Here is a 13,277-nt window from a genome sequence, read left to right on the forward strand (position 1 = left end):
AGGGTAACGAGTATTTCATGTTGATCTGTACACCCCTAACGACAGAAACAACATAATATCTGTATAATGTATAGTTACATTCTACACGTCAGACAGGTAGATACATATTTTTACCCATCCCAACAACCAATATCCCAATCTTTATCTGCACTGGCCACTTAAAATCAGCGTAACGCCTTGTAGATTACCGTAAAATAGATGTACAGCATGCTTACACTCAAGTTAGAATTATTGGCACATACACGTATAATCTGCTTGTTTATGTTATGCTATTATTATTAAATACAGCAACACAAACTGAATTGAAAGGGTGGATTCTGACCGACTGACAGCTAGCTCTTTTTTGTTGGTAGGATTGTAACTTTATCCTTTAAAAATAGTTTGTGACGCTTGATTTTTTCTAATAATCATTGCAAGACACAGTATATTCTGCAATATATTCCCTTTTAATGAGCCCTTAACCGAGGATAACAACGATGCGGAAATCCAGCCGTTTCACTTATAGCATACCCACTTTTTGTTCAGCCCTGCTAATCACTGCTTGCAGTTCTCAGCCAGTGCAACCACCGCCAGCGCCAGCGCCTGTAGCACCTAAAGTGTTTTCCGGCGACCAAATGTTACGTGACAGCCAAGGCATTGCCCAACTCGGCAGTCGTTGGCAAGAAGGAAAACAAAAGGTGGATAAAGGTCAGACTTTACAACGTCAAGGTCAGGCACAAATTGATGAAGGCCAGTTATTGATAGACGAAGGCCAAAAAATTATGCGTGAAAGTGAAGAAGGTTACAAAACTTTAAAACAATAAACATCCTGCGAACTTACAGGGTGTTTTTTAATTCTGTTAACTGCAAAGCCATTAAATAATAGCTTTGCAGTTAACTTTAAATCACAAACTCAGTTGTCCTGATATATATTTAGAATATATTGTAACTCATCATCGGTTAACTCACTTGATATGGAAGGGTTATCCACTCTGGCTTTTAAGTTAGCCATTCTTGCATTTGATAATCTTTTACGCCTATCCAATCTGCGTCTATCAAGCTCAGCTTTATCTGCTTTTCGCCTATCTTGTTTAGGCCATAACATAAAATTCTCACTCATTACGGCTATCCATTCTGGCGAATTGAAGGCATAAGGATTCTCTCGTCGCTCCTGTGTACGACGATCATTAGGGTGCCGACCATTTGACGCAGTTTTTGCCATAATTAATACAAAGTATTTCAGTTAAATCCAGCTTAAATATGCAAGTTTTAGGTTAATATTTCCAATATAACTCTTATAGTATAAAAAGTACAAAAGATGTCAAGTTATATTTAACTATTTGATACACAACAAATAACATAATAAAAATAAGAAAATACATTACATACTTTTTAGTTATACATTCAATTAACAAATTTCAATATTACTGCAGTAACCCAAACCATATTTAACAGCATAATATGATTGCCATACAATACGCTATTGCACTAATGACCAATAGACTATTCATTCATGATGTAAATATCCACACGTATTTATACTTTTAAATAGACTTAGCATTGACAACGATTGATCAACATTTGTTTAACTGCTTTCTGAATTTTTCTGACTGCGTCGCGGCGATATTGCCACTTATCATCCGCTTCTGGCATGGGAACAACCATAGTCGCATTCGCTTCAAACAATAACACCTCACCACTCGCAGTTAACGCAAAATCAATACCGGCATAGTCAAGACCCAACATCTGCCCTATACACGTTAGCGCATTGATAGCCTTATCACCCAAAACAGATGTCATATCTTCTAAAAAATTCTTTTCCTTTTGCCTGGAAACAGATTGATCATGCATATTTGCACTAAAGTAATGCACTTTCCAATGCCTAGATATCGCTAAATGAAGCGGATACAACACCCCGTCTATAATCATAACCCGATATTTATGGTATTCACCCTGCTCGTTACTGGCGTTTAGCATTTGTATCACTAATAAATCTTCACCAGGTAATGCCTTGACTGCAGCATAAAAAACATCGAAACACTCCACACTCAAAAAATATTGACCAGTATGGAATCCAGGACTACGTAGTAACAACGGAAAAGTAATGCCATAATTAGCTATTAATTCTGCAATAGCAGAACTGAGCAATTCGACTTTGCTAAGCTGCACCATCTTTGGGGTAACTACATCCGGCAATGACGAGAAACGAACTACATTTTGCAAACGACCACTTTTTTTAACCCAAGCAGGCGCGTTTATAATTGGACTATGGCAGTCAAGCAATAGTGTCTCGGCTGCATCAAGGCCTGAGTGACACAAATCAGCATCGCCAATTGCATTTATAATCAAGCGATGAGGTGGCAAGCTAATGTTTGTATCAAAATATTCGGTAAACAATAGAGTTATTGCAAAAAGCTGTTCATCCAGCAAATGTTTAAATGCAATATTACCCCCCATGGCAGAACAGAAAATCAAAATGGGTATGGCTGTCTGTACACCGCGATAAGGATAGATCTGTATCGAATGCCCATGAAATCCTTGCTCTCTATGCTTAGCTGCCAGAGTATTGTCACCAAGCGCCTGAAGTGCATAAGATAAGCCCTGATGCGCTTCTGCAAGTTGAGGAGCAATACGTAAGGCATACTCGTAATGTAATTTAGCCGTTTCATACTCTGCTTCAGATAACAGTAGATTGGCTAAATTAACATGGCCCATGGTTTCCTGGTTATGCAAGCTTACTGCTTGCTGATAAAGAGAACGAGCTGCAGTTCTATAACTATTACTGAGTAGTAAATTTCCAAAATCGATCAATGTACCGTAATGTGTGGGGTCTTGACTCAGTACCGACATAAATTCAGCCTGAGCTTCAGCATTACGGCCAAGGTTAGTCAAAACCACTGCACGATGGTAACGGTGTTGGGTTTCCTGTGGGTCTTTAGCTATTAAGCATTCCAATTTAGCCAAAATTAATTCGGTATCCAGTTTTTGCAATATATGCAAATAGTGCAACTCTGCTTCATCTGGTTGTCTACTCACAGATAAATTGTTCAATACCTTGAGTAGTTGATCACGCTCTGCTATCAATTGGGTTTTATCTAATTCTAACTGGGTAATCTGATTCAATTCAGGTATACACCATAATTTAGCTTCGTGTTTGAAAACTAAAATCAACTTTTCAGTCAGTTGAATAGCGGCTTCTATCTGAACGCTTAAGGAAGTTAACAGAGTCATATGCGTAATTTTCAGTTAGAAGGAGTTAATGCAAACATGAAAAAATTGATTATACAGCTTACGATCGATATCCGTTAAAAATGCTAAGGAATCAGGGAGGTGGCTGAATATAGTCATATTAATGACATCTGGTAGCCCGTATGAAATGCAATGTATTGTGGGGGTAACGGCTGCGATATTGATTACATCTGCTTGGAACGGCAAGCGGTTGTACGGTGATTGTTAATTGAACACTCACCCCATCGCTCTTATAGCCATCATCGATTGGGCTAAAGCCTTTCGGCTTCACCTCCCGGATTACATTGCATTTCATCCAGGTTCCATCGACAGGCATAAAAAAAGCCCTGATACTTATGGGTATCAGGGCTCTTAATTTAAGAGCTTGGCGATGACCTACTTTCACATGGCAAACTGCCACACTATCATCGGCGCTAAGCGGTTTCACTTCCGAGTTCGGGATGGGATCGGGTGGTTCACGCTTGCTATGTTCACCAAGCAAACTGGTTTGACCTTACGGTCGTCATTCAGTAGCTTTACACTACCTGCATGGAAATCTGTACTCTAAACTCTTCGCATTTTTCAATACTGTCATATTATTCTCAATACGTCAGTCTCTGTCTCAGCGTCTTCGGTGTCTTTCAACACCCATCAACCTCACCCAAATGCATTGGGTGTTATATGGTCAAGCCTCACGGGCAATTAGTATACGTTAGCTTCACACATTACTGCGCTTCCACACCGTACCTATCAACGTCGTAGTCTTCAACGGCCCTTTAGGGGACTTATAGTCCCAGTGAGATCTCATCTTGGGAGGGGCTTCCCGCTTAGATGCTTTCAGCGGTTATCCTGTCCGAACGTGGCTACCCGGCAATGCCATTGGCATGACAACCGGAACACCAGAGGTTCGTCCACTCCGGTCCTCTCGTACTAGGAGCAGCTTCCCTCAAATCTCAAACGCCCACGGCAGATAGGGACCGAACTGTCTCACGACGTTCTGAACCCAGCTCGCGTACCACTTTAAATGGCGAACAGCCATACCCTTGGGACCTGCTTCAGCCCCAGGATGTGATGAGCCGACATCGAGGTGCCAAACACCGCCGTCGATATGAACTCTTGGGCGGTATCAGCCTGTTATCCCCGGCGTACCTTTTATCCGTTGAGCGATGGCCCTTCCATACAGAACCACCGGATCACTAAGACCTACTTTCGTACCTGCTCGACTTGTCCGTCTCGCAGTCAAGCACCCTTATGCCTTTGCACTCATTGCCTGATTTCCGACCAGGCTGAGGGTACCTTCGTGCTCCTCCGTTACTCTTTAGGAGGAGACCGCCCCAGTCAAACTACCCACCAGACACTGTCCCCAATCCAGATAATGGACCTAGGTTAGAACTCCAAACATACCAGGGTGGTATTTCAAGGTTGGCTCCACGAGAACTGGCGTCCTCGCTTCAATGCCTCCCACCTATCCTACACAAGTAGGTTCAAAGTCCAGTGTCAAGCTATAGTAAAGGTGCACGGGGTCTTTCCGTCTAGCCGCGGGTACACTGCATCTTCACAGCGATTTCAATTTCACTGAGTCCCGGGTGGAGACAGTGTGGCCATCGTTACGCCATTCGTGCAGGTCGGAACTTACCCGACAAGGAATTTCGCTACCTTAGGACCGTTATAGTTACGGCCGCCGTTTACTGGGGCTTCGATCAAGAGCTTCTCCGAAGATAACCCCATCAATTAACCTTCCAGCACCGGGCAGGCGTCACACCCTATACGTCCACTTTCGTGTTTGCAGAGTGCTATGTTTTTGCTAAACAGTCGCAGCCACCGATTTTTTGCAACCGCCTTACGCTACATCCGCGAGGGATTTCACTTATCAACGGCATACCTTCTCCCGAAGTTACGGTATCATTTTGCCTAGTTCCTTCACCCGGGTTCTCTCAAGCGCCTTAGAATTTTCATCCCACCCACCTGTGTCGGTTTAGGGTACGGCCACTGATAACCTGAAGCTTAGAGGTTTTTCTTGGAAGCAGGGCATTTATCACTTCGCGTTTATCGCTAAACACTCGTCATCACGTCTCAGAATTGCAGTCCCGGATTTGCCTAAGACTACTCCCTACACGCTTAAACTGCCACTTCCAACCGACAGCTGATATAGCCTTCTCCGTCACCCCATCGCAGTTACCACTGGTACAGGAATATTAACCTGTTTTCCATCGATTACGCCTTTCGGCCTCACCTTAGGTGCCGACTAACCCTGCGTCGATTAACGTTGCGCAGGAAACCTTGGGTTTTCGGCGAGAGGGTTTTTCACCCTCTTTATCGTTACTTATGTCAGCATTCGCACTTCCGATACCTCCAGCCAACTTCTCAATTGACCTTCGCAGGCGTACGGAACGCTCCTCTACCACTCACGCTTAACGCGTAAATCCGTAGCTTCGGTACTATGCTTAGCCCCGGTAAATCTTCCGCGCAGACCGACTCGACCAGTGAGCTATTACGCTTTCTTTAAAGGATGGCTGCTTCTAAGCCAACCTCCTGGCTGTCTGTGCCTTTCCACATCGTTTCCCACTGAGCATAGATTTGGGGACCTTAGCTGACGGTCTGGGCTGTTTCCCTTTTCACGACGGACCTTATCACCCGCCGTGTGTCTCCCGTGCTTGCACTTCTTGGTATTCGGAGTTTGCATCGGGTTGGTAAGTCGGGATGACCCCCTAGCCGAAACAGTGCTCTACCCCCAAGAGTGATACACGAGGCGCTACCTAAATAGCTTTCGAGGAGAACCAGCTATCTCCGAGCTTGATTAGCCTTTCACTCCGATCCACAGCTCATCCCCGTCTTTTTCAACAGACGTGGGTTCGGCCCTCCAGTCAGTATTACCTGACCTTCAGCCTGGCCATGGATAGATCGCCCGGTTTCGGGTCTACACCTTGCGACTGAACGCCCTATTAAGACTCGCTTTCGCTACGCCTCCCTTATTCAGTTAAGCTTGCCACAAAATGTAAGTCGCTGACCCATTATACAAAAGGTACGCAGTCACCCCACGAAGGGGCTCCCACTGCTTGTACGCATACGGTTTCAGGTTCTATTTCACTCCCCTCTCCGGGGTTCTTTTCGCCTTTCCCTCACGGTACTAGTTCACTATCGGTCAGTAAGGAGTATTTAGCCTTGGAGGATGGTCCCCCCATGTTCAATCAGCGTTTCACGTGCGCCGACCTACTCGTTTTCACTAAAATGAAGTTTTCGTGTACGGGGCTATCACCCTGTATCGCCGGACTTTCCAGACCGTTCCACTAACTTTATTCTAGCTTAAGGGCTAGTCCCCGTTCGCTCGCCACTACTTAGGGAATCTCGGTTGATTTCTTTTCCTCCGGGTACTTAGATGTTTCAGTTCTCCGGGTTCGCTTCCAGCAGCTATGTATTCACTGCAGGATGACGAGGTTTTCCTCGCCGGGTTTCCCCATTCGGACATCTCTGGATCACAGTTTGTTTGCAAACTCCCCAAAGCTTTTCGCATGCTACAACGTCCTTCATCGCCTCTTACTGCCTAGGCATCCACCGTATGCGCTTATTCACTTGACCATATAACCCCAATACATCTGTCCTCGCGGACGGCGTACTTAAAAACACTCGCGGTTAATGAAGAGTGAATTGGATTTCTCAGTCGTTACTGAGTACGCCTTTTCAGTCATCTTTAGCCAACGTTTGCTTTCTTCGTTGCCTGATCTATTTTGGTTATCTGTTCAGCTGACATTTTCGCTGATTTTTGCTAGAGTGATGTGTTGTTCCGTTTCTTTCGATTCAGTTCTTCACATCAGTTTTGATCATTGCTGATCACTACTATAGTTGTTACAGATTTCCACATTGTTAAAGAGCTATTGGTTTAACACCAATTCTATAAAGTCTTTATCAATACCCTGCCTTGCGGCGGTATCGTTAAAACCGTATAGAGTTGTTGTTGACTGTTTGTTTTACTTCTTTGGTACTGCCTTTACTGCTTTTATTCTTTCTTTATTTGTTACATTGCTTTGTTTTTACTACTCAGTTTGCGAAAGACAATGGTGGAGCCAAGGAGGATCGAACTCCTGACCTCCTGCGTGCAAGGCAGGCGCTCTCCCAGCTGAGCTATGGCCCCATGTCAGCATAAGCGTTAACTGAAGACTTAAACAATTTAGATTCTGTTAGACCTTCAGCCTACCATAACCTCTCATCGTCGTCGTCTTTAGTTGGTGGGTCTGGGAGGATTTGAACCTCCGACCTCACCCTTATCAGGGGTGCGCTCTAACCAACTGAGCTACAGACCCAGGTGTGTCTTTCAATCGAAATAATTTGTTGTGAGTACGCATGACAGTTACTCTGTCTTTGTAAGGAGGTGATCCAGCCCCAGGTTCCCCTAGGGCTACCTTGTTACGACTTCACCCCAGTCATGAATCACAAAGTGGTAAGCGCCCTCCCGAAGGTTAAACTACCTACTTCTTTTGCAACCCACTCCCATGGTGTGACGGGCGGTGTGTACAAGGCCCGGGAACGTATTCACCGCGGCATTCTGATCCGCGATTACTAGCGATTCCGACTTCATGCAGTCGAGTTGCAGACTGCAATCCGGACTAAGACCGGCTTTTTGGGATTAGCTCACTCTCGCGAGTTGGCAACCCTCTGTACCGGCCATTGTAGCACGTGTGTAGCCCTACCCATAAGGGCCATGATGACTTGACGTCGTCCCCACCTTCCTCCGGTTTATCACCGGCAGTCTCCCTAGAGTTCCCAGCCGAACTGTTGGCAACTAAGGATAAGGGTTGCGCTCGTTACGGGACTTAACCCAACATCTCACGACACGAGCTGACGACAGCCATGCAGCACCTGTCTCAGAGCTCCCGAAGGCACTCTACTATCTCTAACAGATTCTCTGGATGTCAAGGGTAGGTAAGGTTCTTCGCGTTGCATCGAATTAAACCACATGCTCCACCGCTTGTGCGGGCCCCCGTCAATTCATTTGAGTTTTAGCCTTGCGGCCGTACTCCCCAGGCGGTCAACTTAATACGTTAGCTCCACCACTAAGTTCTTTAAGAACCCAACGGTTAGTTGACATCGTTTACGGCGTGGACTACCAGGGTATCTAATCCTGTTTGCTACCCACGCTTTCGTACCTCAGCGTCAGTTTGAGTCCAGAGAGCCGCCTTCGCCACTGGTGTTCCTTCAGATCTCTACGCATTTCACCGCTACACCTGAAATTCCACTCTCCTCTACTCAACTCTAGTTCGCCAGTATCAAATGCAGTTCCCAGGTTGAGCCCAGGGCTTTCACATCTGACTTAACGAACCGCCTACGCACGCTTTACGCCCAGTAATTCCGATTAACGCTTGCACCCTCCGTATTACCGCGGCTGCTGGCACGGAGTTAGCCGGTGCTTCTTGTATGGGTAATGTCAGTCTACCGGGTATTCGCCGATAGGTATTCCTTCCCATTGAAAGTGCTTTACAACCCTCAGGCCTTCTTCACACACGCGGTATTGCTGGATCAGGCTTTCGCCCATTGTCCAATATTCCCCACTGCTGCCTCCCGTAGGAGTCTGGGCCGTGTCTCAGTCCCAGTGTGGCTGATCATCCTCTCAGACCAGCTATGGATCGTCGCCTTGGTAGGCCTTTACCCTACCAACTAGCTAATCCAACATAGGCTCATCTTATAGCGAGAGGTCCGAAGAGCCCCCCCTTTCACCCGTAGGTCGTATGCGGTATTAGCGTGAGTTTCCCCACGTTATCCCCCACTATAAGGCAGATTCCTATGCATTACTCACCCGTCCGCCACTCGTCAGCGCCCGAAGGCCTGCTACCGTTCGACTTGCATGTGTTAAGCATACCGCCAGCGTTCAATCTGAGCCATGATCAAACTCTTCAGTTTAATATCATTTTGTCACTGATAGATCAGTAACCAATCTTGGCTCGACAACATAAGCGTCTTTTTTATTACAAATTGACGTGGTTTATGTGTCGACTATCTCTTAAACAAGAGCATTGCCGCCACGCATACCCACACAAATTATTTCGATTCAAACTGTTAAAGAGCCAGTCACTTTCGTCACTGTTGAGCCGATACATTCTACAGCATTTTAAATTCTTGTCAAACTTATTTTTTCTCAGTAGCGCCGCATCCAAACTCAACACGATCACAAACTTACAAAACATAATCAAGCGCTTAAAACACTTTACAACCTACCAACCTTTCAGAAGTTACCGCTTTGCAATCACCCCTGAAGAGCCGACCATTATACAGCCCCAGGATTATTCGTCAAGAATTAATTTAATTCGAGCGAATTTAAGTTTGCCTACTTGATAAACACTGTGATTATTCAAAGCTATAACTAATTTTGGATCATCCAATTTTTCGCCCGATATTTTAACTGCCCCCTGCTTAATAAGACGCATAGCCTCGGATGTTGAAGCAACTAACCCCGCTTCTTTTAAAATATTAGCAATCGGCAAACCCTCAGCACTTACTTTTATTTCTAGCTCCTGTATATCATCAGGTATCGCACCACGCTGAAAACGTGCTTCAAAATTTTCCAATACTTTTTTTCCAGCCTGCTCACCATGAAATCTGGCCACAATCTCTTGACCCAACGCCACTTTATAGTTGCGTGGGTTTGCACCTTCTTGACAAGCTTGCTGCCAAGCCTCGATTTCGTGTCGCGGTTTAAAACTCAGTAACTGATAATATCGCCACATTAATTCATCGGAAATTGACATTATTTTGCCAAACATATCATCCGGCTCATCAGCAATCCCAATGTAATTGTTAAGTGATTTGGACATTTTCTGAACACCATCCAAACCTTCCAGAATAGGCATAGTTAAAACCACTTGTGGTTTTTGTCCATAAATCTCCTGCAAATGACGCCCCATCAGCAAATTAAATTTTTGATCAGTTCCGCCTAATTCCACATCCGCTTGCATGACAACTGAATCATAGCCCTGTATTAATGGATAGAGAAACTCATGTATAGCAATAGGCTGCCCGCCTTTATAACGCTTATGGAAATCATCTCTTTCCAACATCCTAGCCACGGTATGTTTGGCTGCCAATTGAATTAGCTCAGCACTACTCATCGCCCCCATCCAGGTGGAGTTAAACTTAACCAGGGTTTTTTCTGGATCCAGAATCTTGAATACCTGCGCTTGATATGTCTTCGCATTTTCCAACACAGCTTCGCGGCTTAAGGGTTTGCGCGTAACATTTTTACCGGTTGGATCTCCGATCATGGCGGTAAAATCGCCAATTAAAAACTGCACCTGATGCCCTGCATCCTGAAACTGCTTAAGTTTATTAATAAGCACAGTGTGACCCAAGTGCAAATCGGGTGCAGTGGGATCGAAACCCGCTTTAACGATTAAAGGCCGATTTTCTGCCAGTTTTTTGATTAATTCCGCTTCAAGCAGTAACTCATCTGCACCGTAACGCAATTGAGCCAAGGTTTGTTCTATCAATTTAGCCTCCATAAAACTTTGGGTTATGTCACATTATAAGTGAAAGACCAACTTGATTTAGGATAAAAAACGTCATTTTATTCGCCTTATTGATAAAAATTGCCTACAATCACAGTTCGAAAAACGATGAAGTGTGATTACTGTGAAGAACAGACTACTTAAAACTGCGCTTTTTGGCGCATGCACCGTTGCCGCAGCAAGCGCAAGTTACGGCCTTATCCCACATAAATCCTTTGAAGACTCCAAAAGACTTGAGCAAGACCGCTTAATCTCAGCCAAAATTAATCAATATACTAATTATATTGAACCGGCACCTAAGGTAGAGACCGAAAATATTTCCGAAGAACTGGAACACACTGTTAAATCCGGCGAAAATTTATCCAGCATTTTCTCGCAACTTGATTTAAGCAGAGAAGACTTGCACAAAATTACCCATGCAAATGCCACCGGTAAAATGTTTGCGGACGTGGAACCCGGTCGCGATGTTGTCGCCACAGTAAATGCTTCTGGTGAACTAGAGGAATTAACCTACACAAAGAACCCGTTTGAAACTTTAATTGCCACCCGGCATGATAATGATTTTGACGTAAAACTACTCAGCAAGAAAGTCGAGGCTCAAACTGCAGTTGCAAAAGGCACCATAACATCCTCTTTATTTGAAGATGCTAAACAAGCCGGACTCCCGGTTAAACTAATTATGAAAATGGCTGATATTTTTGCCTGGGACATTGATTTTGCTTTAAATCTGAAAGATGGCGATCAATTTACCGTGGTGTATGAAAAACTACTGGTCGAAGGTAAAGAATTTGATACCGGTGACATTCTGTCGGTCGAATTTGTTAATCAAGGCAAAGCATATACCGCTGTTCGCTTTGAGGACAACCAAGGAAAAAGCAGCTACTACACACCTGATGGCAATGGGCTACGCAAAGCTTTTCTGCAAACACCCATGGATTTTGCCGTTATCAGCTCCAACTTTGACTTACATCGCATGCACCCGATTCTAAATACTATCCGCGCTCACAAGGGCGTTGATTATTCAGCACCAGTTGGCACACCCGTTAAAACCACTGGTGATGGCAAAATAGTGTTTCGTGGCGAAAAAAATGGCTATGGTAATGTAGTGGAAATCAATCATGGTCAAAATTATTCAACCCTTTACGCACACCTATCCGGCTTTAAATCCGGTCAAAAATTAGGCAGCACTATTAAACAGGGTGATGTGATTGGTTATGTGGGTAGAACAGGCTTGGCAACCGGCCCCCACTTGCATTATGAATTCCGTATAGCAGGGGAACACGTTAACCCTGTTACCGCCAAGTTTCCGCGATCCATGCCCATGGACAATGGCTTGTTGGCTAAATTTAAAGCACAAACCCAACCGCTTGTCGCACTACTCAAACAAGCCAAGGACGAGTCACAAGTCGCCAAAAACTAAACCAGTGGCTGAACTTTATATAGGCTTAATGTCGGGTACCAGTCTGGATGGTATAGATGCAGCCCTAGTTGACCTTAGTAATAGCCAAGTACGCCTGCTAGATTTTCACTATCAGGCTTTCCCCACTGAAATCCGCCAAAATATTATGGCCATCAGCCATGCTGATCAAGCCGTTTTACTCAAGAATTACGGCTGTTTGGATAGCCAACTTGGCTGCCTGTTCGCAGAGGCAGCACAAGCCTTACTTGCAAAAGCAGCCACACCAACCGATAACATCTTAGCCATCGGCAGCCATGGACAAACCGTCTATCACGCCCCCGAGGGTAAATTTGGCTTTTCTCTACAGATCGGCGACCCAAACCGCATTGCTGAAATTACCGGTATCACAACTGTCAGTGATTTTCGCCGTCGTGATATTGCTGCGGGTGGACAAGGTGCTCCTTTGGTACCGGCTTTCCATGAAAAGGTATTTGCCGACGTACAGCATGCCCGCACCGTAGTAAATATTGGCGGCATTGCCAATATCACCGTACTGGATAATAAACAAATCTTGGGCTTTGATACAGGACCCGGTAACACACTGTTAGATTTATGGTGTCAACAACATTGCCAGCAACCTATTGACTACAATGGTGACTGGGCAAAGCAGGGTGAAGTACATCCTGACTTGTTAAAAGTTTTATTAGACGACAGTTTTTTTCACCTCCCTCCCCCAAAAAGCACCGGCAAAGAATACTTTTCTATTGAGTGGTTGCAAGAAAAACTCGGTTACTTCGCAACCATTAAGCCAGTGGATATTCAAGCTACGCTAGTCAAACTGAGCGCTGACAGCATCAGCACAGCCATCAAGCAATATGCACCACAAACAACAATGACTCTCGTTTGTGGCGGCGGCGTACACAATAAATTACTGATGCAAAATTTATCGGATAACCTAACTTGTCCAGTCTATTCAACTGCACAGTTTGGTATCGATCCAGATCATGTCGAAGCCATTGCTTTTGCTTGGCTGGCCAAACAAACGCTGCTACATTTGCCAGGCAATATCACTTCTGTTACAGGTGCAAACAAACCCGTAGTAATGGGTGGTGTTTATTTTGGGAGCACGCAAGCTTAAAAAGTCAGTTTAGATAGGTATGAACGAGATACTTATCTAA

Annotated in this window: 6 protein-coding genes, 2 tRNA genes and 3 rRNA genes; 3 read left to right on the forward strand and 8 right to left on the reverse strand. The window is 44.8% G+C overall.

Translation table 11 applies throughout. From position 1 onward, the window contains the following. The first annotated feature begins 476 nt into the window (after positions 1-476). On the forward strand, positions 477-803 hold the full coding sequence (locus tag ABH008_RS17480; protein WP_347986895.1) for a hypothetical protein: 327 nt from the start codon (positions 477-479) through the stop codon (positions 801-803). 89 nt (positions 804-892) lie between these two features. Here the strand turns inward: ABH008_RS17480 and ABH008_RS17485 are convergent, their stop codons facing one another. The 8 genes from ABH008_RS17485 to tyrS all read right to left on the reverse strand — a co-directional run bounded on the left by ABH008_RS17485 (position 893) and on the right by tyrS (position 10,694). Further along, positions 893-1,201 (reverse strand): hypothetical protein, encoded by a 309-nt coding sequence (locus ABH008_RS17485; RefSeq protein WP_347986896.1) that lies wholly within the window; start codon positions 1,199-1,201, stop codon positions 893-895. Between the two features lie 332 nt (positions 1,202-1,533). Next, positions 1,534-3,210, reverse strand: coding sequence for a hypothetical protein (locus ABH008_RS17490; RefSeq protein WP_347986897.1), 1,677 nt, complete (start codon positions 3,208-3,210; stop codon positions 1,534-1,536). Positions 3,211-3,590: 380 nt separating this feature from the next. Continuing rightward, a 5S ribosomal RNA gene (rrf, locus tag ABH008_RS17495) occupies positions 3,591-3,706 on the reverse strand. A gap of 182 nt (positions 3,707-3,888) precedes the next feature. Further along, positions 3,889-6,783, reverse strand: a 23S ribosomal RNA gene (locus tag ABH008_RS17500). A 477-nt stretch (positions 6,784-7,260) separates the two neighbouring features. Beyond that, positions 7,261-7,336, reverse strand: a tRNA-Ala gene (locus ABH008_RS17505). A gap of 92 nt (positions 7,337-7,428) precedes the next feature. Next, a tRNA-Ile gene (locus ABH008_RS17510) sits at positions 7,429-7,505 on the reverse strand. A gap of 61 nt (positions 7,506-7,566) precedes the next feature. Further along, a 16S ribosomal RNA gene (locus tag ABH008_RS17515) occupies positions 7,567-9,099 on the reverse strand. Together the 16S, 23S and 5S rRNA genes with 2 tRNA genes alongside form the textbook arrangement of a ribosomal RNA operon. Before the next feature lie 380 nt (positions 9,100-9,479). Next, positions 9,480-10,694, reverse strand: coding sequence for a tyrosine--tRNA ligase (gene tyrS / locus ABH008_RS17520; protein ID WP_347986898.1), 1,215 nt, complete (start codon positions 10,692-10,694; stop codon positions 9,480-9,482). A gap of 130 nt (positions 10,695-10,824) precedes the next feature. On the opposite strand from tyrS, the gene ABH008_RS17525 reads away from it, so the two are divergent. Both ABH008_RS17525 and ABH008_RS17530 read left to right on the forward strand, forming a co-directional pair. Further along, complete coding sequence (locus ABH008_RS17525; RefSeq protein WP_347986899.1) at positions 10,825-12,120, forward strand: peptidoglycan DD-metalloendopeptidase family protein; 1,296 nt, start codon at positions 10,825-10,827, stop codon at positions 12,118-12,120. 4 nt (positions 12,121-12,124) lie between these two features. Continuing rightward, entirely contained in the window at positions 12,125-13,237 is a 1,113-nt protein-coding gene (locus ABH008_RS17530) for an anhydro-N-acetylmuramic acid kinase (RefSeq protein ID WP_347986900.1), read from the forward strand. The last annotated feature ends 40 nt before the right edge of the window (positions 13,238-13,277 follow it).

It is taken from the genome of Methylomonas sp. AM2-LC (assembly GCF_039904985.1).
GTDB lineage: Bacteria > Pseudomonadota > Gammaproteobacteria > Methylococcales > Methylomonadaceae > Methylomonas.